We start from the raw sequence: 24,829 nt of genomic DNA on the forward strand, positions 1-24,829 counted from the left end.
GAGCCGCACGACCGTAGAGCCGCGCCCGTAGAGCCGCACGACCGTAGAGCCGCACGACCGTAGAGCCGCACGACCGTAGAGCCGCACGACCGTAGAGCCGCGCCCGTAGAGCCGCACGACCGTAGAGCCGCACGACCGTAGAGCCGCACGACCGTAGAGCCGCACGACCGTAGAGCCGCGCCCGTAGAGCCGCACGACCGTAGAGCCGCACGACCGTAGAGCCGCACGACCGTGCGGCTTTACTGTTGTTCACGGAGGGCTTCACCCTGCGCCAGTACAGCATCGATCGCAGCCTGCGCTTCAGCGGATGGGTTGCGCCACATCCCGCGCCCGATCGCCTCGTTCAGGCGCTCGGTGATCGCTTGCAACGCCCACGGATTGACCTCTTGCAACCATTGCTGTACCTCTTGATCACGCACATACCGTTCGGTGATTTGTTCGTACATCCAATCGGCTAATACCTGCGCAGTGGCGTCGTAGCCGAAGAGATAATCAACCGTCGCCGCCAGTTCGAGGCCGCCTTTATAGCCGTGCCGGCGCATACTAGCGATCCACTTCGGGTTAACCACCCGCGCCCGGAAGACGCGCCGCGCTTCTTCGCGCAGGTCGCGGGTGCGGGGCCGGGCCGGGTCGCTGCTGTCGCCGAAGTAGCGGGCCGGATTGCGCCCGCTTAGCGCCCGGATGGCCGCAATCATGCCGCCGTGGAACTGGAAGTAGTCGTCACTATCAAAGATGTCATGTTCGCGGGTGTCTTGATTTTTGGTAGCGACCTGCACCGTGCTGAGCGCAGCGGCAAAGGCGGTCTCCGCCGGCACGCCTTGCTCAGTTGCGGTGTAGGCATAGCCGCCCCACTTCAGGTACACCCGCGCCAGATCAGCGTCGTTGCTCCAGTTTTGGCCGTCGATCAGTTGCAGCATCCCGGCCCCGTAACTACCCGGCGGACTGCCAAAGATGCGGTAACGCGCTTCGCGTTGGACCTCCTCGACGGCGGCACCTCTCGCCATCAGCGTCTGCTCAGTCTGAAAGGCATGCTTGCGCGGGAAGTTCAGCTCCGGCGGTTCGTCTAACTCAATCACCGCTTGCACCGCCTGATCGATCAACTCGATCAAGTGGGGAAAGGCGTCGCGGAAGAAGCCACTGATCCGGCAGACGACATCGATCCGCGGACGACCCAGCTCGGCGAGGGGGATTATCTCAAACCCAGTGACACGCCGGTTTTCGCGTTGCCAGCGCGGGCGCACGCCGAGCAGCGCCAAAACTTGCGCCACATCATCGCCGGCAGTGCGGATGAGGCTAGTGCCCCAGATACTGATGCCGACACTTTCAGGGATAGCGCCATACTCGCGCTGGTAACGCTGGATTAGGTCACGGGCTAACCCTTGGCCGGTCTCCCACGCGGCGAGACTTGGTACGCTGCGCGGATCAAGACTGTAGAAGTTGCGTCCGGTCGGCAAAACGTGAGCCATGCCGCGCGTCGGCGCGCCGCTCGGCCCCGGCGGCACAAACCGGCCCGCGAGCGCCGCCAGCAGATGCTCGATTTCGTCAGTTGCGCTCTGGCGCAAACGCGGCACGATCCATTCGCAGGCGTAGCACAGCACCGCCGCGACCGGCTCGTGATTACTGTTTGCCGGCAAAGCATCTACCAACACGCCGGCAACGGCCTCTGTCTCCCAATTAGCATCGTTAAGCTGGCTAAGTATTTGTCGGCAAAGGTTCTCAATAGCCGCGATACCATCAGCGTTGGTGAACCACTGCTCGTCACCGGCCCGCCGCCGGCCCGGCTGCTCCTGCAAGACGCGCCAATCCTCCCCCAGCGCCGCCGCAACGCTGGCCGGCAGGCTCGGTGCATGCAGGTTGGGCACGCGCAGCAGGTGGTAGACCAGATCGACCAACTGCACGCCGGCGGGCACCGTACCAAGGATATGCAGGCCATCCCGGATCTGCGCGCCGGTCAACTCGCACAAGTAGCCTTCGATGTCTTCGAGCAGGTGCGCGACTTCACGCCCCTCCAATTCGGCCAACACGGTCGGCGTGCCATCTTCAAGCACACTGCCATCCCACTCGTGCCGGTGATCGCCGTGATCGGCTTGCAAGATGTAGCGCAGATCGTCAGCTAACTGGCTGCGTTGCAGCACCTCCCAAATCTGGCGCTGCAAGAGCGGTAGCTTGCTCGGATCGAGCCGCTCCATGCGATAATATTCATCGACCAGTTGCGCTAATTCGGCCAAATCACCATACGCGCCGGCGTTAGTCATCGGCGGGGTGAGGTGATCGATAATCACCGCGTGGGCGCGCCGCTTGGCCTGCGTACCTTCGCCGGGATCGTTGATGATGAAGGGGTAGATCAGCGGCAGATCGGCGAGGAACGGATCAGGGAAACAGGTCGCGCCAAGGCCGACGCCTTTGCCGGGCAGCCACTCGAGCGTGCCGTGCTTACCGAGATGGATGATCGCATCGGCGCGCCACTCATCGCGCAACCAGCGGTAGAGCGCGTAGTAGTTGTGCGGCGGCGGCAGGTCAGGCCGGTGGTAGATGGCGTCCGGATCCATATCGTAGCCGCGCGGCGGTTGCAGCGCCACAAAGACATTGCCGAATGCGAGGCCGGCCAGCGCCAACGCGCCGCCATGCACATACGCCTTGCCCGGCGGCGGCCCCCATTGGCGAATCATCGCCGTTTGTAACTCCGATGGCAATTCATCAAACCAACGCCGGTAGGTCTCAGCAGGTACTCGGTACGCACGGGCAAGTTGCTCGGTCGTGAGCCACGTCTCATCATACGAGCAACGCTCGATGAGATCGGCGATGAGTTGATCGCCGGTCGCCGGCAGATCGGCTACCGTATACCCTTCAGCTTGCAACGCCGCGAACAGACGCATCAACGATGCCGGTGCATCAAGACCAACCGCGTTCCCAATCCGCTGTGCCTTGACGCTGCTGTTGGTTAAGATGACCGCAATCCGCTTTTGCGCATTCGGTTTGCGCCGCAACTGCGCCAAACGCCACACCAAGCCGGCCAGCCGCTCGATCCGCTCTGGGTCAGGCACCGAGCGCGCCGCCGCTTCGCCAGCTTGGGTCTTAAACGCGATTGGCACGCCGATGATCCGGCCATCCAGTTCAGGCAAAGCCACATTCATGGCCGTATCAAGCGGCCCCAACCCGCGACCATCGCGTTGCCACGCCGCCCGACTGCTACTGCTGACCAGCGCCTGCACCACCGGCGCATCCAGTTGGGCAAAGGGGTGCGGCTCGCTATCGCCGAGCGCGAAACTGAGGGTCGAGACGATTACATCGACCGGCTCGGCTTGGCGTAGCAGCTCGAGCGCCACCGGCATCCCCGCCGCATTTAGCTCTTTGAGCGATTGAGTGTAGACCGCGCGCACACACAAGCCGCACGCCTGCAAGCCGGCGATCAGCGCATCGACGAAAGCGGTATTGCCGCTGAGCAGATGAGCGCGGTAGAAGAGCAATCCGGCCACCGGCGCATCAGCCGCCGGCAACGCTGGTTGGGCCGCCTTGCTGCGCCGGCGCGGTTGGGGTGGGGTGTAAATACCGTGGAGCGGCAATTCAACCGGCGGATCGTAGCCCCACCCGCTCGCCAGTAGGTGATCGCTCAGACACTGCAAGCCGTTGGCGAGATTGGCCGCACCGCCAGCGTGAAAATAGGCGCTGACCAGCATTGCCAACGGCACCCCAACCGTCGAACGCGCCATCAGATCAGGATCAACCTGCTCGACTGCCGGCAGACAGAGCAGGAAGCCGCCGGTTGACGCCGCCCACTGTTGTAGCCGTTCGAGACCGTAGGCAAACGCCGCCGGACTGTGCAAGCGCGCCACCACAATTGCCGCCGCGGGCAGATGCTGTTCGAGCAAACGGTCAATCGCCGCCGGGTCGGCCAACCGGCCCACGTGCGCCATTCGCACCGGCGCAAAACCATCGGACAACAGGTCGAGCGCCTGCTCTAACGTGAGCAGGTCGGTATCGGCTTGGCTCAGCACGAGGATGCCATCGCCAGCCACTGCCGGCAGGCGCTCGGCGCTCGCTGCCGGCGCGCTCACCCCATCCCAGCTAAAGCCGTTGAACAGGTGAGGCGCTAATGCTGGCGGCGGCGGCAACGGCTGATCAGCCGCCAACAGATCTTCGATAAAATCGTACAAGATCGGAATGAGCGCTGGATCGTTCAGCGAATGGAACCAGTAGGGCCTGCCATCCATCAACAAGAGGGCCACATTCGCCAACGGGCACGGCCCCAAGCAACCGCCCTGACTGAGATGAACCCGGTTGCGTAACCGTCGCCGTTCCCATTCCGTGTGGTAGCGATCGGTCGGCACCGGGGCAAAACCGCGTTCGGTGTGGCCGCAGCAGCAGCCAGTCGCACAGACAATCAGCATCCCGCGCCGCGCGCCAGCATTGACCATCCGCCCGTCGAGGCGCTGCACCATGTTACGTTTGAGCGATTCAGCCATGGTTCCTCGCTGCTCGTGTTAGGTTTACCGCAGAGGGCGCGGAGGACGCAGAGGGTTGTCTTATCTATCACGCTCGAAACCGAGCTTGCCGACCCACCACTCTCATCCTCTGCGCTCTCTGCGTCCCCTGCGGTAAAAAATCCCCTGCCGCGATCCCTCAATACTCAATCCCCGGCTGGGCGCGAATGCCCTGATCGCGGAATGGATGCTTCACCTCGTGCATCTCCGTCACCAAATCGGCATACTCGATCAACTCCGGCGGCGCATACCGACCGGTAATAATCAGATGCAACATCGGCGGCTTATGCGCTTTCAGCCACTCCACCACCTCAGAGGCCGGCACCCAGCCGTAGTGCATCACATACGTAAACTCGTCGAGCAAAAAGACATCGTAATCGCCGCCGGCAATCTGCTGCTTCGCTACTTCCCAGCCGTGCAGGGCCCGTGCTTGGGTCTCATCGAGATTCCGACTCGTCCATGTGAAGCCATCACCCATCGGCGTCAGCGTAATACCCATACGTTTCAGCGCACGCAACTCGCCAAAGTTTGCCTGTTCGTGCTTGATAAACTGTACGCCGCCTACCCGCATATCACGGCCCCAAGCGCGCAACAAGATGCCGAGGGCCGCCGTCGTTTTGCCTTTACCGTTACCGGTATTGACAATTACCAAGCCCTTCGGCGTATGGCTAGCCCGCACTGCCTTACGTCGCGCTTCCGCTTCCGGTGATGAACCCGGCCCCAAAGGAGTTGTCGTCTCGCCCGACACAGCATGCTCCTTCCGTTGACATATAAACAAAAACCCCAACCGTTCTCGTCGGCTGGGGTTATGAAACGATAACGCAAAAACGCGCTTCGTTCATCCTCCTTGGCGCGAGAAGGGCTGAACGAGAATACATCGCGGCAGGCGTCCTGGCTTCCGGCATATCACATCCGGTTACAGTTGCGGCACAGCGCTGGACTTGCACCAGCTTCCACCTTTACGCCCTAGCATCCGGGCTAACGGGTCACCGCGATGAGTATGCAATTGCTTACGTGCAAACCTACTGTGATTATAACACAACTCTATCCAGGAACCTGCTACGCCTCGCGCAAAGGCACCTACTTCAGAAAGAGATGATACGCCGGATTATCACTCTGCTCGCGATAGGGATAGCCGAGGCGCGACAATGAAGCGTAAAACCGATCAAGGTCGGCATCGGGCACCTGAATACCGGCCAACACCCGGCCATGCGCACTCCCGTGATTACGATAATGGAACAGGCTAATATTCCACGAGGCATCGAGCGATTCGAGGAACTGCAACAGCGCCCCTGGCCGTTCGGGAAACTCGAACGAGAAGAGACGCTCATCGGTTGCTTCCGGTGCGCGTCCCCCAACCATATGGCGCAGATGGATAATCGCCAACTCATCGTTGGTCAAGTCAACGACGGTATAGCCAGCCTGACGCAACCGATCGGCCAGTTCATGGCGCTGACGCGCGTCGGTCAATTGGATACCAACAAAGACGTTGGCATCGGGACGCGGTGCATAGCGATAGTTGAACTCGGTGATATTGTGCGGCCCGATCACCCGGCAAAACTGTTTAAACGAACCGGGTCGTTCGGGGATGGTCACGGCAAACAGCGCCTCGCGTCGTTCACCGATCTCGGCCCGTTCGGCGACGTGGCGCAGGCGGTCAAAATTCATATTCGCACCGCACGTCAGTGCAACCGCCGGCAGATCGGCACCGTGTTCGGCAATATACCGCTTCAAACCGGCGACTGCTAACGCACCCGCCGGCTCCATAATGGCACGCGAATCCTCAAACACATCTTTGATCGCTGCACAAACCTCATCGGTAGTAACACGAACAAAATCATCGACGTAGCGTTGCACAATCGCAAACGTATGTTCACCTACACGCCGCACCGCCACACCATCAACGAAAATACCCACCTGATCGAGCGTCACCCGATAGCCGGCACGCACACTCTGATACATCGCGTCGGAATCGTCTGGCTCAACGGCGATAATCTCGATATTGGGGTTGATGCTCTTGAGAAAGATGGCAATTCCGGCGATCAAACCGCCGCCACCAACCGGCACAAAAACCCGATAGCGCTCAGCCCGCATCTGCTGCGAAATCTCTAGCCCAATCGTCCCTTGACCGGCAATCACCAACGGATCGTCGTAGGGATGGATAAACGTCAGCCCCAACTCTTGCTGTACGCGGTACGCGTGGGCTTCGGCGTCACTATAGCTATCGCCATAGAGCACGACCTCGGCATTACGACGACGGCAGGCGGCAACTTTAATCTCCGGCGTCGTTACCGGCATCACGATCAATGTACGAATCCCCAACTGTTGGCCGGAGAAGGCTACCCCCTGCGCGTGGTTACCGGCCGAAGCAGTAATCACACCCCGCTCCTTCTCGGCAGGGCTAAGATGGGCCATACGGTTGTAGGCACCACGCAGCTTAAACGAGAAGATCGGGAGGAGATCCTCGCGCTTAAAAAAAATCTTTGTGCCAAGCCGCTCACTCAATAACGGTGCAAATTGTAATGGGGTCTCTTCCACCACATCGTAGACTCGACTGGTGAGAATACGTTGCACGTAGGCAAAATCAGGATTCGGCATAACGAGACAACTCCTTTGTGCCGCAGACACAATTGCGCCCACGTTGTTTGGCCAGGTAAAGCGCCCGGTCGGCATCAACGACTAATGAAGATGGATCAGGATGAATATCGGCCTGAAAACTGGCAACCCCGATACTCAAGGTCATCGGGATGAGATAACCATCAACGGTGAAAGGTTCTGACATAACCTGCTGACGTAACCGCTCGGCCACTAACAAAGCTGATTCGTATTGCGTCTCCGGCAAGATCAAGCCAAATTCCTCGCCACCATAGCGGGCCAAAATATCAACATCACGCACATGCCGACAGCAACGCATGGCCACCTCGCGTAACAGTGTATCACCAACGACGTGACCGTATGTGTCGTTTACCTGCTTAAAATGGTCGAGATCAATCATTGCAATGCTCACCGGCGTGCGGTAACGGCGCGACCGCTCGATTTCGTGGTGGAGGATTTGAAAAAAATGCCGGCGATTGACCAGTTCGGTCAACACATCAGTAATCGTCAACGACAGGATGTGGGCAAAGCGCATAGCGTTGTGTAATGCTACTGCGACGGTTGCCGCCAGTAATTCGAGTGCACTCAGATCGGACATCGCATACACATCGCCCTGTTCGCTACCGACAACCAATGCACCGATGATACGATCATCGACGATCAATGGTGTCGCCATAAATGATCCCTCTGCCAGATCGCCTTCAAGCTCGGGCAATGGCTCGGCGCCCGGCGCGGGCAACATCTGCGCACTTGATAAGCGCAACGATACCCCAAACCGTAAAACATAACCGGCTAAGCCGTGCGTCACCGGCCAGCGTTGCACCGGTTGTCGACCGTCTGGGGTATACACATAGACATATTCGGCCGTCCGTTGATCGACGAGTGTTGCGATCATCAATCGGCTATGACGAACCAGATGCGACACGGCACGATGAATAGCTTGATACAGTTGTTCGAGATCGAGGGTAGCCCCCATCTCCAAACTAGCTTGGTACAGCGCATACCGCTCGTCGGCATCGCGCACAGCACGCTGATACATACGGGCACTATGTAGAGCAATTGCCGTCTGCAGAGCAATAGCCTTTAAGATGTCGCGATCCGATTCCTGGAACGGCTCATCACGCATACGATAGAGGGCGAGAATCCCCAACGGCGTATTGCCGTAGATAATCGGTGTTGCTAGCAATGAGCGTACCCCAAGACGAACCAGTTCGGGCAGCGCTACCGGATGTTGGGGATAATCGGCAATAAGGATCGACGTTCGTTGCTTGATGAGCTGCCACATCAAACCGCGCCGCTGTGCCACAAGCGGAGTAAGGGTATTAACCGGCAGATTGACCAGATGGCCTATGATTAAACGTTCACGTTCGGGATCGTAGAGCGGCAACGAACCGGCATCGGCGTCGAGGAGCTCCATCGCAAAGCGCATCACCTGCTCCAACACGTGTTCGATATCGAGCTTGTTCGAGAGCACAAGCGCCATCTCACTCAACCGATGCTCGGCACGTCGAACAGACACGGCTTGAAAAGCGATCAGGAAGGCAAATGTCGCACCCGCTTCATTCAACAACGGTTGGCAGGTAACGGTATAACGACGGCCTTGCAGCAATACTTCGTTTTCCGATTCAGTATGCACCAGATCAGGTAAGAGAGGAGTAACGTCAGGTAGTAATGGACGTAGGGCTTCGCTGCAAGCTACTACCTCACCTGATAATGAAAGCAGTACCGCAAGCTGACAAGAAGCATCCATACTTCACCTTGTTGCATGACCAAGGCTGAACACTTTACCTGCTCTCCCCATCTCTTGGCCCGACGAACATCCAAGCGAAGAGCCAACCTACGCCAACAACTCAGCAGCCACCACGATCACATGCTCAATATGCGACCGCTCGATCCCATAATGGGTCACTGCGCGAATACTGGTTGAACCCATACTTCCCATCAAGATACCCTGTGTCCGCAGTGCGGCTAGCAACTCACTCACACTAAGCCGGGGATGAACAAAGGTAAAGCGGACAATGTTGGTCTGCACCCTACTCAGATCAATCTGAACCCCAGGCAATTTGGCCAAACCGGCGGCCAGCAAACGAGCATTGGCGTGATCGACGGCCAGACGGTCAATCATCTCGGTCAGAGCGACGATACCCGCAGCGGCGATCACACCTGCTTGCCGCATTCCGCCACCCAGCATCTTTCGCACCCGCCGTACCCGTTTGATCACCGACGCTGGACCGGCCACCAGTGAACCAACCGGCGCCGCCAATCCCTTCGAGAGACAGAACATCACCGTATCGACGTGATCAGTCAAGGCCGTAACCGGCACCTCCAACGCGATTGCCGCATTAAAAATGCGCGCACCGTCAAGATGCACTGGCAGATCGTGGGCACGGGCCAAGGCGTGTACCTGTGCCAGATACTCAGGAGTTATTACCACGCCCCCGCACCGGTTATGGGTGTTCTCGAGACAAATCACACCGGGCGGTGCAAAATGGGCGTCGTCCACCTTTGTGACTGCAACTGCCAACAGATCAAGATCGATCCGACCATCAGCAGTGTTGGGCAACGGATGGTACACCAACCCGCCCAAAGCACTCGCACCACCGGCTTCGTAATGATAGATATGACTTTCGTTGCCGAGAATCACCCGTTGCCCGCGCTGACAATGAGCGAGCAGCGCCGCCAGATTCCCCATTGTCCCGCTCGGAACCAATACTGCCGCCTCTTTACCGACCATCTCGGCGGCCAAACGCTCGAGCGCATTGACCGTCGGATCCTCACCGTACACATCATCGCCGAGCACCGCATCGGCCATTGCCGCTCGCATCGTCGGGCTAGGCAGGGTTACCGTATCGCTCCGCAGATCGATCCGATCTGCCATCGATTCGGTGCCGGCCACAATATAGCCTTCCATCAGCCCCTCCGGTGGACGAAACTATTTGCTAATGAACCATTATAGCACGGCACGAAGCCTCGTTTGCTTTACCCTTATACAATAATACTGACCATAGTTGGCCGACCAATGACGATATTTTGAGCAATTTTCATGGCATTAGTGTGCGATATTCACTCAATTTAACCAAACGCAAAGATTTTGCACAATGATTGTCTATATTCCATGAGATTGACTCTCATGCTACAATTTGTTTGAACGTTCGTAGTTTTGATTCAGCACTACATTACCCTTAAGCCGGTCTATCAGTGTAAGCACGGTTTCATACTTTGTGAACGTAGTACCAAGTTTGGACTACATACATAGCTAGAGGAGAACAACGTGCTTGAGGTCTCGCAGCACAAAGCTCAATTGCGCGACTATTTCAACGGTTTGGGCTTTGAACGCTGGTCGGCAATTTACGGCAACGCCCCCCTATCCCTTGTCCGCCAAAGTATTCGGGAAGGCCACAACCGGATGCTGGCTGTGGCTGACACCTGGTTGGCCGATCAACCGCCCCCAACCACTGCCCTTGATGTGGGCTGTGGCGTAGGCTTATTTAGTCTCATGTTGGCCCGTCGCGGCTATCGGGTTCGTGCGGTCGATATTGCGCCACAAATGGTTGCTGCTACCCAACGCGCTGCACTCGAAGCCGGTTTCGCCGATCGGATTGAGTGCTGTGAAGCCGATATCGAGTCATTGCAGGAGCCGGCACAGGTGGTTGCCTGCTTTGATGTGTTGATCCACTATCCGCAACCCCTCTTCGGCCAGCTCTGCACCCATCTTGCCCAGCTCACCGAGCATACCCTGCTGCTGACCTACGCACCGTACAACTCATTGCTCGCCGCGTTGCATTGGATCGGCGGTTGGTTTCCCCATAGCCAGCGCCGTACTGAGATCCAAATGATCCGTGACCGTGAAGTGATGGCGATTCTCACCCGCGCCGGTCTGCGCGTCCATCGCCTCCATCCGATTCGTAGTCGGTTTTATCACGTTACCTTGATCGAGGCTCGCCGCATATGAGATACCTGGCACGGCAACTTTTACCTTACGGTATCACCGGTCACATAGACCGCGTTTTATAAGGTTGTAGTTCAGAAACACAACTACAGGAGCAAGCCATGCGACGATTGCTGGTAGTGATGGCCTTTGGTGCAGCCGCATTTATCCTGCACAAGTGGTACAACCGCGAGGTGCTGCTGGAGGGTGAGGGTTTCGTCCGCTTACAGAGCGAGCATGAACACTTCCACTTCCACGTCGATCTACCGCCAGGGATGGAGATTCAGCCTGGTGATACGCTCGAAATTATGCATCTGCCACCAACCGAAGACGGACGTACCAACGGTGAGATTTGCTACCGCAGCCCCATCCGGCTGTATAAGGCGAGCTGGTTGCGACGTTTCCTGACCAAGAAGAGTAGCCTCGTCGAGATCAACGAGCTGGTCGAACACCCGTAAGGTTAGTATCGGGTACGAAGCCCGTGTCACGATTGGTACGAACAGGAGCGCAAAGGAGCAGAGCATGTTTTGGATCAACCCCTTGATGATAGAAATGCCCGGTGAGTTCAGTCGCACGACCCGCCATGCCCTCAAAGAGGCCATTCTCTCACCTCGGTTCTACACCACCGATTTCAAAGCCATCGACAAACTTGAAATCGATCGCAACGGTCTGCGCGACGAATTCGACTGGATCCGCGACGAGTTTGCCTACGATTACAACCGCACGCACTTCCGCCGCACTGACGAGTTTCTGCAAAACTTTGATGATATGCCTGAACGCGATGCGTTCATCGATTTTCTCGAGCGCTCATGCACGGCTGAGTTTAGCGGTTGTCTGCTCTATGCCGAGATGGTCAAGCATTTACACGATCCAACCTTACGGGCCATCTTTAAGTATATGAGCCGAGATGAAGGCCGCCATGCCGGTTTTCTGAACCGCACAATGGCCGATCTGAATGTCGCCCTCGATCTCACCGTCTTGCAGAAACGCAAGAAATACACCTACTTCCAACCCAAGTTTATCTTCTACTCGGTGTATCTCTCGGAAAAGATAGGTTATTCGCGCTACATTAACATTTACCGTCACCTGGAACAGAACCCGCAATACTGCATCCACCCGATCTTTAAATGGTTCGAGCAGTGGTGCAACGATGAGTATCGTCACGGCGAGTTCTTTGCCCTCCTGATGCGCTCGCAACCGGAAATGCTCGAAGGAGCCAACCGACGCTGGATCCGCTTCTTCTTACTCGCCGTCTATGCAACGATGTATCTGAATGATGCCCGCCGAGCCAATTTCTACGCCGCTCTCGGCCTTAACTGGCGCGATTACGACCAGAAGGTCATTCGGCTGTGCAACGATATTGCCACACAAGTCTATCCAGAAACGATGAACCTCGACGATCCGCGGTTCTTCGGTTATATGGACAAGCTGGTTGAATACGACCGCAAACTGCGTGAACTGGAGGGACGCAAAGACCCGGTAGCGCTGGCGCAATCAACCCGGCTCAAGGCAGCGATTGCGCTCCGCTTGCTGGCGATCTACCGGCTGCCTACCCGTAAGACAACCGAGGCGATTCGCTGGAAGGGGTTACCCGGCTTCCCCAACTACCCCGGTCCCAATCGGCCACAGCGCGTCGCAGCAGCAGATTGAAGCTGTCCGCGCGGTAGAGGCGTAACGACACAAGAGCGTGTCCTGACACGCAGGTTATCGCCTACCGGCCTTGGCGGCAGGACTAGCTCCTGCTGCTAGAGGTACCTTTTGCCTAAACACCGGTTCTGCCTGTACGACTGGTGAGGAAGACCCATGCACTTTGTGGTTCTAACTATCGACGGTAATCATCGTCCGGCGCTGCTGGCAGCCGCCGACCGTCTGCGGCGCGAACACAAGGTTACGCTGAGCCTGGCGGTGTACGATGCGTCGACTCTGCGTGATGCAGCAGGATGGGCACAGCTCGATCGTGATTTAGCGATTGCCGATTTTGTCTTTGGCGCACGACTATTTAGTGAAGAGTTGGTGCGTCCGCTGGCCGAACGGCTGGCCCACTACGAAAAGCCAACCCTGATTATTACCTCCAACCCGGCCCTGATCCGCTGTACCCGTATCGGAGGCTTCTCCCTGCGCCGCGAGAGCGATACCGAGCCGGGACCACTACGGCGGTGGGTACAAAAACTCCGTCCTCAAGGCGGGGCCGGTGAAGCGCGGCGCCAGTTGGCAATTTTGCGCAACCTGAGCAAGGTCTTGAAGGTTATTCCCGGCACGTCACGTGATCTCTATACCTATATCACCAGCCACCAGTATTGGCTGAACGCTTCGCCGGAAAACCTCTACCGTTTGCTCTGTATTCTGATTGCACGCTACGGCCCGCAGCCGCGCCCAAAGCTCCCTCAGCTCGATCCGCTGAGTTACCCTGAAACCGCACTGTACCATCCTGACGCACCAGAGTTATTTACCTCACTGAACGATTACCGCCGTTGGCGCGGTAAGCGTATTCCCAAGGGTGGCAGCGTTGGCATCTTGACCCTGCGCACGGTTGTCCTGAGTGGTAATACACCCCACATTGATGCGCTGGCAAGGGCCATCGAGGCCCGTGGGCTAGAGGCCCGCATTGCCTACGCCGCCGGTCTCGATCTACGACCGCTGCTCGATAAAGAGCTGGCCGATGTTGATGTATTGGTCAATGCAACCGGCTTTGCCTTGGTTGGTGGTCCTGCCGAGAGCCAACCGCAGCAAGCTGCCGAGGCCCTCACCCGCTTTGACCGACCGTATCTGGGGTTGGTGCCCCTCGCCTTTCAACGTATCGATGACTGGCGCGCCGATGATAACGGTCTCACGCCGGTGCAGCAGGCCTTAAGTGTGGCGATTCCCGAACTCGAAGGTGCTGCCGAACCGTTGATTTTCGGGGGGCCGGCAGCCGACGGGCAGCGCTTCGCACCGGCTCAAGCCGAAATCGAGCAAATTGCCGACCGGATTGTCCGTCGGGTTGCGTTGCGACGCATGCCCAATGCGCAGAAGCGGCTGGCAATTGTCATCTATAACTTCCCCCCGGCTCTTGGTACCGTCGGTACAGCGGCCTATCTCGATGTGTTTGCCAGCCTGTATCACCTGCTCAAAGCCCTCGCTGCCGATGGTTATCACGTTGAGGTGCCACACAGTGTCGATGAACTGCGCCATCTGTTGTTGGCCGATGGCCCGGCCCACGGGGCCGATGCCCACATCGCCGATTGGCTGAGCGCCGATGAGTATCGCCGCCTCTTCCCGGCCTATACCGAGATCGAACCGTATTGGGGTCCGGCACCGGGTGAATTGTGGCGAGATCAACGCGGTATTCGGATTCTTGGCCGCCAGTTTGGCAATGTCTTTATCGGTGTGCAGCCCAGCTTCGGTTACGAACGCGACCCGATGCGGTTGCTCCTCGCCAAAGATGCTGCGCCGAACCATGCGTTCGCCGCTTTCTATACATGGATCACGCACAAGTTCCGCGCCGATGCGGTCATTCACCTCGGCACCCACGGCGCGATGGAGTTTATGCCGGGCAAGCAGGTCGGTCTCAGCGCGCGTTGCTGGCCGCTGCGTCTGATCGGGCCGCTGCCCAATTTCTACGTCTATAGCGTCAACAATCCGAGCGAGGCGGCCATCGCTAAACGACGCGGCGCGGCCACGCTAGTCAGCTACCTTGTGCCGCCGGTGCAGCAGGCCGGTCTCTATAAAGGGTTGCGCGCGCTGCGCGACGCGATCGAGCAGTACGAGTGCAATCCCGATCCGGCGCTGGTGGCCGATCTGCGCGACCGGGCGGCGCAACTGGGTATTCCTATGGAAAGCAGTGGCGACGATCATGCCGACGTCGCCGGCTTGGCCCACGAGCTGCTACGCATCGAGCAGCGTATGATCCCGCTCGGCTTGCACGTCCTCGGCCAACCGCCCGCCCCCACCGAATTGGCCGATTTCTTGCTGCTGTACGCTAGTTTGCAGCCCAATGGCGGCCTGCCGGCCCTGATTGCGCGCGGGATGGGGATCGACTACCAGCAGCTCTGCGCCCGCCTGAGCAGCGATTTGGCGGCCCAAAACCAGATGCGCGAGATCGAGGCCCGTGGCCGCGCGGCGATGCTGGCCTATGCCGAGGCTCACGATGCCGAGGCTGGCGCGCGAGCCGTCGCCGCCAAGCTGGCTGATCTCGTCTCCGCCACTGCGCTGCGTCCCCTCTGGCCCAAACTGGCCGAGCTGCGCAACGGCCTGCTCGCCAACGACGAGCTGCGCAACCTGTTGCATGGTCTGCGCGGCGGTTTCATCCCGCCCTCGCCGAGCAACGACGCCGTACGTAACCCGGCCGTTCTCCCAACCGGTCGGAACCTCTTTGCCCTCGATCCGTATCGCGTACCCACCCCGGTATCGATGCAGCGTGGCGAAGCATTGGCAAACGAACTACTTGCCCGTCTCCGCGCTGAGCAAGGAGCTTGGCCGCAGAGCATCGCAATTGTGCTGTGGGGTACCGATAACCTTAAGAGTGATTGCGAAGGGGTCGCACAGATCTTGGCCCTGATCGGCGCCCGTCCGGTGATCGACGAACTCGGTAACGTGGCAGATGTTGCGCTGCGTCCGCTGGCCGAACTCGGTCGCCCGCGTATTGACGTGGTTGTGACGGTGAGCGGTATCTTCCGCGACCTGCTCGGCAACCAGATGCGCTTGATCGACCGCGCCGCGTATCTGGCCGCTACCGCCGACGAACCGGCAGAGTGGAACTTCATCCGCGCCCACGCGCTGGCCCAAGTAGCCGAGACGGGCATCTCACTGGAAGAAGCAGCTATCCGCGTGTTCGCCAATGCGCCCGGTAGCTACGGCGCAAATGTCAACTTTCTCGTTGAGAGTGGGACGTGGGAAAGTGAAGATCAGCTCAGCGATGCCTTCTTGTCGCGTAAGAGCTTCGTTCGCACTGCCAATGGCCAATGGCGCGAAGCACGTGGTCTCCTTGAAGGAGCATTGCGGCACGTCCAAGCCACGTTCCAAAACATTGATAGTTTTGAAGTTGGTCTAACCGACATCGACAACTACTACGAGAATCTCGGTGGGATCGCCAAGAGTGTAGAACGGATTCGCGGTAATGCACCACCGGTATTGGTTGCCGATGCGATCAGTTCACCCGGTGCTAGCCGCATCGCCTCGATTGAGACGATGCTACGGCTTGAAACACGGGCCAAGCTACTCAACCCCAAGTGGCACGAAGCAATGCTAGCCCACGGCTTTGCCGGTGTCCGTGAAATCGAGGCGCGTGTCGGTCATACCTATGGCTGGAGTGCCACGGCTAACGCCGTCGAAGGGTGGATCTACGATGAGATTGCCGCTACCTATGCCCTCGACGATGCAATGCGTGAGCGGATGGCCGCCCTCAACCCATCTGCCACCGCCGGCGTTGTTCGTCGTCTCCTCGAAGCTGCCGGACGCGGCTTTTGGGCTGCTGATGAAGCAACGCTCAATCGCCTGCAAGAGATTTATCAAGATCTCGAAGATCGTCTAGAAGGTATTACCGAAGAGAGGAGTGTAGGATGAACTGGTTGAAAATGATCCGTTTAGGCATGATCCACATGGCTACCGCCGTTAGTTTAGTACCGATTACCGGTGTGCTCAACCGGATCATGATCCACGAACTCGGCATTATGGCCAGCGTTGTGGCAGCGCTGATCATCCTGCCGCACCTCTTCTCGCCCATTCAAGTCTTCATCGGTCAGTTCTCTGACCGGCATCCACTGTGGGGGTATCGGCGTACACCCTACATCGTACTGGGGATTATCCTCTGCGTCGTTGGCTCGGCGCTCACGCCGTTTGCCGCCTTTGCAATGGACGCCAACTTCTGGCCGGGATTAATGTTGGCACTGCTCATCTTTGGCATGTGGGGTATCGGTTTCAACGTTGCGGTTGTGTCGTACCTTTCCCTTGCCAGCGATCTGTCGCCATCGCATCTACGCTCGCGTACCATTGCGGTCATGTGGTTTATGATGATCACCGCCGTGATCGGAACGGCAATCGGGGCCGGCCGCGCACTAGAGGATTACTCTCCCACTCGCCTCATCGAGGTCTTTGCGATTTGTGCCGGTGCTGCCCTGTTGATTAGTACGCTTGGTCTCATCGGGCTTGAGCCGCGTAACGCCGTCCCGTTCAGCCATGAAGAACGACATAGCGTCGCCGACTCGGTACGTACCGTCGTGAGTGACCCCCAGGCACGACGCTTCTTCGTCTATCTGATGTTGATGTTGTCGGCTATTCTCGGTCAAGACGTATTACTCGAACCGTATGGCGCCCAGGCATTTGGAATGAACGTGCGCGACACCACCCAATTAACGGCGACGTGGGGTGGAGCGACACTCCTGGCACTCTTGCTGCACGGTATCTTCTTTAGCCGATGGCTGAGCAATAAGCAAGGGGCAACGCTCGGTGGTATCATTGCTGCCGGTGGGCTAACCCTGATCGCGCTCAGTGGTATCTTGCACCTGCAACCGCTCTTTGTACCCTCAGTAGCTTTGCTCGGTTTTGGTACCGGCATCGCCACTGCCACCAACCTCGCACTGATGCTCGATATGACTACACCGCAACAGGTTGGGCTGTTCATCGGTGCGTGGGGTGTCGCCGATGCCGCGGCCCGTGGGTTGGGGAACCTGCTCGCCGGTATCATCCGTGACATCATCGCGCTGGTCGTCGGTCCAACCGGTGCTTACGTGACCGTCTTTCTGATCGAGGCGCTGATTCTCTGCACTGCACTCATCCTCTTACGAACGATTGATGTCAGCGCCTTCCGCAGCCAGCGCCGTGAGTTGGGCCAGTTAGTGGCCGTGATTGGCGATGCATAGAAAAGTATAGATATACGTAAATTTTAAAACTAAGATGGGGTATAATGAGACAGCCCGTGCCGTGGCAACAGCGCACCGGCACGGGTCGATTGGGCCATTGTGTTCAACGACCCGACTGGAAGAGGGATTCCGTCGTTTACCGTATACACATTGCAGAGCAAAGGATCAAGGGCTATGAATCTGTTCCTTGCCGGTCTCGATCACACTACCGCGCCGGTCGAGATTCGCGAACAACTGGCCTTTAGCCAAACCGATTTACCGTCCGCACTGTTACAACTGACGCAAGCCGGTAACGGTTCGCCACCACTGTTCAGCGAAGCGGTCATTCTCTCAACATGCAACCGTGTCGAGATTTATGGCGTTGCGAACCCGGGCACGACAGCGCAGCACGTGGTCGATTTCTTGGCCAACTTTCACCGTCGCCCCGCCGGTAGCTTCGTTTATACTCTCTATTTTTACCAGGGTGAGTCCGTTGCCCGCCATCTGTGCGCAACTGCCGCCGGGTTACGCTCGCTCGTTCTTGGCGAGGCACAGATCCAAGGTCAGGTACGGAGCGCCTACGAAGCTGCCCAACGGATCGGCAGCGTCAGCTCAGTGTTGCACCGCCTGTTCCAAATCGCACTGGTTGCCGGTAAACGGGTACGCCACGAGACCACTATCGGCAAAGGTGCAGCCAGTGTCTCGCAAGCCGGAGTTGAACTTGCCCGCCGCCGGCTCGGTGATCTGCGCGGACGCGAAGTATTGCTGATCGGTGGTGGTGAAGTGAGTGAATTGGCGGCCCAGAATCTGATCGCCAACGGCGCCAACCGGTTGACCATTGTCAATCGCACATCGGCCCGTGCCGCTGCATTGGCCGAACGCTACGGTGCCGAGATGCTCGATTTCGGTGCGCTACCAGAAGCTCTTGCCCGCGCCGATATTGTGATTAGCTCGACTGCCGCGCCGGTTCCGATCATTTACCGTCACCACGTTGCCGAAGCACTTGCCCATAAACAACGGATGCGAGCCTGCGGCGATTGTGACCCGCCGGCAATGTTGCTGATCGATCTGGCCGTCCCTCGTGATATTGCCGCCGATGTCGCCGAGTTGCCCGGTGTTCACCTCTTCACCGTCGATGATCTGCGCGAAGTGGTGAGCCACACGATTGAGTTACGTAGTGCCATGATAGATATTGCTAATCGGATTGTTGAAGAGCAAGTTCGTGAGTTTAGTGATTGGTTGCGAACACAAGAGGCACTACCGGTGTTGACAATGCTTCGTCAGCGGGCTGAAGAAGTGCGAAACGAAGAACTTACCCGCGCTTTGCGCCGTCTCCACGATCTCTCTCCCGAACAACGGGCCGTGATCGAGGGTTTGTCCCGCAGTATTGTCAATAAGCTGCTCCATCCACCGATCCGCTGCCTGCGTGAAGCCGCTGCTCACGGTCAGGGTAAACGTTATGCGACCGTGCTTGCCGAGCTGTTTAATCTGGAACATACGCTTGAGCACAAGGCCGGTAGCACGGGAAATACCGATCGATCGCGTAAGGTAAGCGACGTAACCCTGTAGCACGTCCACCAGACGCTCGGTTGCAGGAAGACATCGGCATAACGGTTTGAAGAGACGAGAGGAACTATGGCGCGCTTACTACTCGGTACCCGCGGCTCGGCACTGGCCCGTACTCAATCAGAATGGGTCGCTAACGTCTTACGCAACACGTTTGCCGATCTGTCGGTCGAATTACGGATCATTACCACGACCGGCGATCGGGTGCTCGATGTAGCCCTATCGGCGGTCGGCGACAAAGGTCTCTTTGTGAAAGAGCTGGAGCAAGCCTTGCTCGCCGGTGATGTTGATCTATGTGTGCATAGCGCTAAAGATATGCCGACAGCCACTCCATCTGGGCTGATGCTAAGCGCTTTTCCGATGCGCGAGGATCCGCGTGATGTCTTAGTCGTGCGTCACGCCGACGTAGGCGCTGATCTTGCAACGCTCCCTACCGGAGCGCGTATCGGTACTTCAAGCTTGCGCCGTGCCAGTCAGTTACGCTACTATCGTCCCGATCTGCACCTGACCGACGTGCGTGGTAATGTTGACACACGCCTACGGAAGCTTGCGGCAGGACAGTACGATGCCCTTATTTTGGCGGCAGCCGGATTACGCCGGTTAGGGTTGTGGGATGGCACGCCCGGTGCGAGCATCGGCGAAGCGCTGGTCTATCCCCTCGATCCATCGGTGATGCTACCGGCGGTTGCACAGGGTATCTTGGCCGTCGAGACACGCACCGACGATGAGACGACCAACCGCCTCGTCGCTGCCCTCGATGACTCGGCAGCGCGCACAGCCGCCCTGGCCGAGCGAGCATTCCTGCGCCGGCTCGAAGGCGGTTGTCAGATACCGGTTGCCGCTCATGCCGTTTTGACTGAATCCGGCTTACACTTCCGTGGTATGGTTGGCGCACTCGACGGGAGCACACTGGTCTTTGCCGAGCAAGTCGGTGATCCGGCTCAACCCGAAGCCGTCGGTATCACGGTGGCTGAAGCTGTCCTGGCCCAAGGTGGCGAAGCAATTCTGGCCGCGATTCAAAGTCAGCAGGAGGCGCAACGATGAGTATGCTTTTAGGTCGTCGGATAGCCATCACCCGTCCGGCAGGCCGCGGCGATACACTCGCTGCACGATTACGCGCACTCGGCGCCATTCCGTTACTCACGCCGCTCATCGCGTATGCACCACCTGCCGATCCGGCCCCACTGCAACACGCGCTGGCCCAACTCGCCGCCGGCACGTATGATTGGCTCGTGGTCACAAGCCGGCAAGCGGTCCACGTGTTAGCCGAGGCCACAGTGCCGGCGACCACAGCCATCGCTGCTGTCGGGAAGGCAACCGCTGCCGATTGCCGCCGCACGTGGGGGCGCGAACCGGCCGGTGTACCCGATGAGGAGCTCGGAGCCGCGCTACCGAACGTTATGGGCACACTCACCGGGAAGCGAGTATTGCTACCGTGCGCCGATATTGCCCCATCAACACTGACCGCAGCGCTCCAAGCAGCCGGTGCAATTGTTGATCGGGTGACTGCCTACCGCACGATCAGCAGTCCGGCTGCCGCCGAACTCGCCGCTGCGCTACGGAGCGGTACGATTGATGCAATTGTACTGGCCAGCGGATCGGCCGCTCGCCAAATACCGGCCCTCTTGCCGCCACAAACTCAGTGCCCACCATTAGTCTGCATTGGGCCGAGTACTGCTGCCGTCTGCACAGAATTGGGCCTACCGGTTGCCGCCATCGCTACAAGCCCCAACGACGATGCACTGCTGGCGGCGTTGGAACGGGTTTTTCTCGGTCAGGATGTGCAACCTGTGAGCGGGTTTTGATTGTATGGATAGTTGGAGACAGCTTACAGAACCGGACGTATAACTTCCCATTAGTCAGTCTGACAATGCTTTTTACCCTGGAGTATGAGTATGAAAACGCTGTCATCACGTTCCCAGGCTACGAACAGTATTGGTCAACAATTACCGGTGCCAGTCCAGCGTCCCCGTCGCCTGCGCCTTAGCCCGGCTCTCCGCGATCTGGTGCGTGAAACGCGGCTCACACCGGCGCAACTGATCGCCCCTATCTTTGTCCGTCATGGTCACAATCTACGTGTTGCGATTCGCTCCATGCCCGGCCAATATCAACTGTCGCCTGATCAGGCAGCGCAAGAAGCCAAACAATTAGCGGAGTGCGGCATTCGTGCGGTCCTGCTCTTCGGCATCCCCGCCCGCAAGGATGCCTGCGGTAGCGAGAACGCCGATCCCGATGGGATCGTACCGCAGGCGATACAGGCTATCAAAGCAGCAGTACCGGGTATGGTCGTGATCAGCGATATGTGTTTCTGCGAGTATACCGATCACGGTCATTGCGGTGTTCTCAATACTCCCGATCACAGCGACTTCCAACCGCAGCTCGGTGAGGGCTATCTGCTCAACGATGCCACCCTCAGCCTCCTCGCCGAAGCATCGGTCGTGCATGCCCGTGCCGGAGCCGATATTATCGCGCCCTCCGGTATGATCGACGGTATGGTCGCTACGATCCGGGCTGCCCTCGACGCTGCCGGTTTTACCCACACCTCGATCATGAGTTATGCTGCGAAATACGCCAGTGCCTTCTACGGCCCCTTCCGCGACGCCGCCGAAAGCCCACCCAAATTCGGCGACCGCAGCCAATATCAGATGGATCCGGCCAACGCACGCGAAGCAATCCGCGAAGTCGATCTCGATGTAGCCGAAGGCGCCGACATCTTGATGGTCAAACCGGCACTCGCCTATCTCGACATCATTCGGCAGGTTCGCGACCGCCATACGCTACCATTAGCCGCTTACCAAGTCAGCGGTGAATACAGCATGGTTAAGGCTGCTGCATTACAGGGCTGGCTCGATGAGCAGCGCATCGCTCTCGAAACCCTGACTGCAATCCGTCGCGCCGGCGCCGATATGATCATTACTTACTGGGCGAAGGAAGCCGCCGAATGGCTGGACTAAGGTTGCTTTGCACGTGTTTCATCGAATAATGTACTATCACACCAGCGAGGAGATCAATGCGTGATCGTTTTCTACGAGCATGCCGCCGCCAACCGGTCGACCGTACACCGATCTGGCTGATGCGACAGGCCGGGCGCTATATGCCTGAATACCGCGCCGTCCGTGAACGTTATGGCTTTTTGCAGATGGTGAAAACGCCTGAAGTCGCTGCCGAAGTAACCTTGCAACCGATAGCAGCGTTCGGGGTCGATGCAGCGATTATTTTTGCCGATATTTTGCCACCGCTCGAAGGACTAGGCTTGCGGCTTACCTACGAGAAGGGTGAAGGACCGGTTATCCATAACCCGATCCGGCATCCGCACGATGTTGCTACCCTACACGCCTGTGACCCACGTGAGACGGTTACCTATACCCTCGACGCAGTGCGTTTGGTGAAGCGAGAGCTGAACGGTCTCCCGCTGATCGGCTTCAGTGGTGCACCCTTTACGTTAGCCAGCTATGCCATCGAAGGCGGTAGTTCGAAAGAGTACCGCCTCACCAAACGGTTTATGTATGAACAGCCGGCTGCATGGCACGACCTGATGGAACGGCTGAGTACGTTGGTCGCCGAATACCTGATAGCCCAAGTCGAGGCCGGCGCCGATGCCGTCCAAATCTTCGATAGCTGGGCCGGCACACTCGCACCGGCTGACTACCGCGCTTACGTCTTGCGCCATGTCCAAAACGTGGTGGCAACCGTCCGTGCCCGCCTTGGTGCAGCCGCCCCGCCGATCATCTATTTCGGCACCGATATGGCCGGATTAGCGAGCGAATTACGTCAACTTGGCGCCGATGTGCTTGGCGTCGATTGGCGGATCGACCTCGACGTGGCGTGGGCGCAGTACGGCTACGAACACGCTGTACAGGGTAATCTCGATCCAATGACCCTCTTCGCTCCACGCGAACTCATCGCCAGCCGGGCACGTGAAATCTTACAGCGCGCCGGTGGCCGCCCCGGCCACATCTTCAACCTTGGTCACGGTATTCTTACCGAAACACCGGTCGAACACGTGCGCTATCTCGTTGAATTTGTCCAATCGCACCCCCTTCCAGCGACCACGCCCGCCTTGCAGGAGGTTATGCAATGACCATTGCTACCGAGCGTTACAGCCGTTCACAGACCAACTTTGTCGTAGCTCAAGCTGTTATTCCCGGTGGTGTCAATTCCCCGGTACGCGCTTTTCGCGGAGTTGGCGGTAGCCCCATCTTCTTCGAGCGCGGCCAAGGCGCCCACATCTGGGACGTTGATGGTAACCGGTATATCGATTACGTGCTCTCGTGGGGACCACTCTTGCTCGGTCATGCCCACCCGGCGGTTGTCAGCGCGATTGCCACGCAAGCCCAACGCGGAACCAGCTTTGGTGCGCCAACCGAACTCGAAACTGAATTAGCACGGCTTGTGATTGAGCTGGTGCCGTCGATCGAACAGATTCGCTTTGTCAATAGCGGCACCGAAGCCACGATGAGTGCGCTTCGGCTTGCCCGTGCCGCCACCGGACGCCGCCTCATCGTCAAGTTCAACGGCTGCTACCACGGTCATGCCGATATGCTGCTTGTGCAGGCCGGCAGCGGCGTTGCTACCCTTGGCCTACCCGATAGTCCCGGCGTACCGCCGACCGTTGCCGCCGATACTATCACTATTGAATACAACGATCTCGACGCCGCGGCCGATCTCTTTGCCAAACGTGGCAGCGAGATTGCAGCCGTGATCGTCGAGCCGATTGCCGCCAATATGGGATTCGTCCTCCCCAAACCCGGTTTCCTCGGCGGTCTCCGTGAACTCACCAAACAGCATGGTGCCATCTTCATTCTCGATGAGGTCATGACCGGTTTTCGGGTTGCCCCTGGCGGCGCCCAAGCCCTCTGGAACCTCGACCCCGATCTCACCTGTTTGGGAAAAGTGATCGGTGGCGGCCTACCGGTCGGCGCATATGCCGGAAAGCGCCATTTGATGCAGTTGGTCGCACCGGCCGGCCCGATGTATCAGGCCGGTACCCTGAGTGGCAACCCGCTGGCAATGATCGCCGGCCTCACCACACTCCGCACCGCATTCACTGACGACAACACCGCTTTTCAGCGGGCCGTCACGCTCACCACCCGACTTGCGAACGGTTTGCGCGAATTGGGTGAACGCTATCGCATTCCATTACAAGTCGGCAATGTGGGTACGATGTTCGGTTGCTACTTCCTGCGTCACGCCGATGCGCAAATCACCAACTACATCGAAGCGAAAGCTAATGCCGACACCCAACGGTATGCTCGCTTCTTCTGGGCGATGGCCGACCGCGGTATCTACCTTGCTCCATCACAGTTTGAGGCCGGCTTTGTCAGCACTGCTCACACCGACGCCGACATTGACCAGACGCTGGCCGCCGTGGAGGAATCGTTCGCCCAACTGTAACCAACGCCGAGGCGCAAAGGGTTTGGGTACGCCACCAGCGCGTTCCGCCG

General features: G+C 58.4%; 17 protein-coding genes and 1 riboswitch. Of the genes, 11 read left to right on the forward strand and 6 right to left on the reverse strand.

Going from position 1 to position 24,829, the window contains the following annotated elements:
* From AC01ZF_RS07355 to ltaE, 6 genes are all read right to left on the reverse strand, one after another.
* A partial coding sequence (locus AC01ZF_RS07355; protein ID WP_476575245.1) for a hypothetical protein occupies positions 1-253 on the reverse strand: 253 nt, incomplete at its 3' end.
* Positions 240-4,463, reverse strand: a complete 4,224-nt coding sequence (cobN, locus tag AC01ZF_RS07360) for a cobaltochelatase subunit CobN (RefSeq protein WP_476575246.1) — start codon at positions 4,461-4,463, stop codon at positions 240-242. The genes cobN and AC01ZF_RS07355, both read right to left, overlap by 14 nt.
* Before the next feature lie 157 nt (positions 4,464-4,620).
* Positions 4,621-5,229, reverse strand: coding sequence for a cob(I)yrinic acid a,c-diamide adenosyltransferase (cobO, locus tag AC01ZF_RS07365; RefSeq protein ID WP_424676606.1), 609 nt, complete (start codon positions 5,227-5,229; stop codon positions 4,621-4,623).
* A gap of 116 nt (positions 5,230-5,345) precedes the next feature.
* Positions 5,346-5,490: riboswitch (cobalamin riboswitch) on the reverse strand.
* 71 nt (positions 5,491-5,561) lie between these two features.
* Complete coding sequence (gene ilvA, locus AC01ZF_RS07370) at positions 5,562-7,079, reverse strand: threonine ammonia-lyase, biosynthetic (protein WP_424676607.1); 1,518 nt, start codon at positions 7,077-7,079, stop codon at positions 5,562-5,564.
* Positions 7,066-8,826: a GGDEF domain-containing protein gene (locus AC01ZF_RS07375; RefSeq protein WP_428113395.1), complete on the reverse strand. Its 1,761-nt coding sequence runs from the start codon at positions 8,824-8,826 to the stop codon at positions 7,066-7,068. Before AC01ZF_RS07375 ends, ilvA begins: the two co-directional genes overlap by 14 nt.
* A gap of 87 nt (positions 8,827-8,913) precedes the next feature.
* Positions 8,914-9,987, reverse strand: coding sequence for a low-specificity L-threonine aldolase (ltaE, locus tag AC01ZF_RS07380; RefSeq protein ID WP_424676609.1), 1,074 nt, complete (start codon positions 9,985-9,987; stop codon positions 8,914-8,916).
* Positions 9,988-10,347: 360 nt separating this feature from the next.
* Between ltaE and bchM the strand changes: the two genes are divergently transcribed.
* From bchM to hemL, 11 genes are all read left to right on the forward strand, one after another.
* The gene (gene bchM, locus AC01ZF_RS07385; RefSeq protein WP_424676610.1) at positions 10,348-11,028 is read left to right on the forward strand and encodes a magnesium protoporphyrin IX methyltransferase; all 681 of its coding nucleotides are present in this window, start codon (positions 10,348-10,350) and stop codon (positions 11,026-11,028) included.
* Positions 11,029-11,126: 98 nt separating this feature from the next.
* Positions 11,127-11,462, forward strand: a complete 336-nt coding sequence (locus AC01ZF_RS07390) for a hypothetical protein (protein WP_424676611.1) — start codon at positions 11,127-11,129, stop codon at positions 11,460-11,462.
* A 64-nt stretch (positions 11,463-11,526) separates the two neighbouring features.
* Positions 11,527-12,654: a magnesium-protoporphyrin IX monomethyl ester (oxidative) cyclase gene (acsF, locus tag AC01ZF_RS07395; RefSeq protein WP_424676612.1), complete on the forward strand. Its 1,128-nt coding sequence runs from the start codon at positions 11,527-11,529 to the stop codon at positions 12,652-12,654.
* A 153-nt stretch (positions 12,655-12,807) separates the two neighbouring features.
* Entirely contained in the window at positions 12,808-16,545 is a 3,738-nt protein-coding gene (locus AC01ZF_RS07400; protein ID WP_428113400.1) for a magnesium chelatase subunit H, read from the forward strand.
* Positions 16,542-17,840, forward strand: coding sequence for a BCD family MFS transporter (locus AC01ZF_RS07405; RefSeq protein WP_476575247.1), 1,299 nt, complete (start codon positions 16,542-16,544; stop codon positions 17,838-17,840). The genes AC01ZF_RS07400 and AC01ZF_RS07405 overlap by 4 nt, the downstream gene beginning before the upstream one ends.
* Positions 17,841-18,014: 174 nt before the next feature.
* On the forward strand, positions 18,015-19,388 hold the full coding sequence (gene hemA / locus AC01ZF_RS07410; protein ID WP_476575248.1) for a glutamyl-tRNA reductase: 1,374 nt from the start codon (positions 18,015-18,017) through the stop codon (positions 19,386-19,388).
* 66 nt (positions 19,389-19,454) lie between these two features.
* On the forward strand, positions 19,455-20,429 hold the full coding sequence (gene hemC, locus AC01ZF_RS07415; RefSeq protein WP_424676617.1) for a hydroxymethylbilane synthase: 975 nt from the start codon (positions 19,455-19,457) through the stop codon (positions 20,427-20,429).
* On the forward strand, positions 20,426-21,190 hold the full coding sequence (locus tag AC01ZF_RS07420) for a uroporphyrinogen-III synthase (RefSeq protein WP_424676618.1): 765 nt from the start codon (positions 20,426-20,428) through the stop codon (positions 21,188-21,190). Before hemC ends, AC01ZF_RS07420 begins: the two co-directional genes overlap by 4 nt.
* A 90-nt stretch (positions 21,191-21,280) precedes the next feature.
* The gene (gene hemB, locus AC01ZF_RS07425) at positions 21,281-22,339 is read left to right on the forward strand and encodes a porphobilinogen synthase (RefSeq protein WP_424676619.1); all 1,059 of its coding nucleotides are present in this window, start codon (positions 21,281-21,283) and stop codon (positions 22,337-22,339) included.
* Positions 22,340-22,395: 56 nt separating this feature from the next.
* Positions 22,396-23,466, forward strand: a complete 1,071-nt coding sequence (gene hemE, locus AC01ZF_RS07430; protein ID WP_424676620.1) for a uroporphyrinogen decarboxylase — start codon at positions 22,396-22,398, stop codon at positions 23,464-23,466.
* Positions 23,463-24,779, forward strand: a complete 1,317-nt coding sequence (hemL, locus tag AC01ZF_RS07435; protein WP_424676621.1) for a glutamate-1-semialdehyde 2,1-aminomutase — start codon at positions 23,463-23,465, stop codon at positions 24,777-24,779. Before hemE ends, hemL begins: the two co-directional genes overlap by 4 nt.
* Positions 24,780-24,829 lie beyond the last annotated feature (50 nt).

The sequence above is a fragment of the Chloroflexus sp. genome, from assembly GCF_056331925.1.

What these genes read in the sequence shown, in the direction of transcription:
- ltaE (WP_424676609.1), bottom strand. Translation starts at nt 9,987, where the DNA reads ATGGAAGGCTATATTGTGGCCGGCACCGAATCGATGGCAGATCGGATC.
- hemB (WP_424676619.1), top strand. Translation starts at nt 21,281, where the DNA reads ATGAAAACGCTGTCATCACGTTCCCAGGCTACGAACAGTATTGGTCAA.
- ilvA (WP_424676607.1), bottom strand. Translation starts at nt 7,079, where the DNA reads ATGCCGAATCCTGATTTTGCCTACGTGCAACGTATTCTCACCAGTCGA.
- hemA (WP_476575248.1), top strand. Translation starts at nt 18,015, where the DNA reads ATGAATCTGTTCCTTGCCGGTCTCGATCACACTACCGCGCCGGTCGAG.
- hemL (WP_424676621.1), top strand. Translation starts at nt 23,463, where the DNA reads ATGACCATTGCTACCGAGCGTTACAGCCGTTCACAGACCAACTTTGTC.
- AC01ZF_RS07405 (WP_476575247.1), top strand. Translation starts at nt 16,542, where the DNA reads ATGAACTGGTTGAAAATGATCCGTTTAGGCATGATCCACATGGCTACC.
- acsF (WP_424676612.1), top strand. Translation starts at nt 11,527, where the DNA reads ATGTTTTGGATCAACCCCTTGATGATAGAAATGCCCGGTGAGTTCAGT.
- hemE (WP_424676620.1), top strand. Translation starts at nt 22,396, where the DNA reads ATGCGTGATCGTTTTCTACGAGCATGCCGCCGCCAACCGGTCGACCGT.
- AC01ZF_RS07420 (WP_424676618.1), top strand. Translation starts at nt 20,426, where the DNA reads ATGAGTATGCTTTTAGGTCGTCGGATAGCCATCACCCGTCCGGCAGGC.
- hemC (WP_424676617.1), top strand. Translation starts at nt 19,455, where the DNA reads ATGGCGCGCTTACTACTCGGTACCCGCGGCTCGGCACTGGCCCGTACT.
- cobN (WP_476575246.1), bottom strand. Translation starts at nt 4,463, where the DNA reads ATGGCTGAATCGCTCAAACGTAACATGGTGCAGCGCCTCGACGGGCGG.
- AC01ZF_RS07390 (WP_424676611.1), top strand. Translation starts at nt 11,127, where the DNA reads ATGCGACGATTGCTGGTAGTGATGGCCTTTGGTGCAGCCGCATTTATC.
- AC01ZF_RS07375 (WP_428113395.1), bottom strand. Translation starts at nt 8,826, where the DNA reads ATGGATGCTTCTTGTCAGCTTGCGGTACTGCTTTCATTATCAGGTGAG.
- AC01ZF_RS07400 (WP_428113400.1), top strand. Translation starts at nt 12,808, where the DNA reads ATGCACTTTGTGGTTCTAACTATCGACGGTAATCATCGTCCGGCGCTG.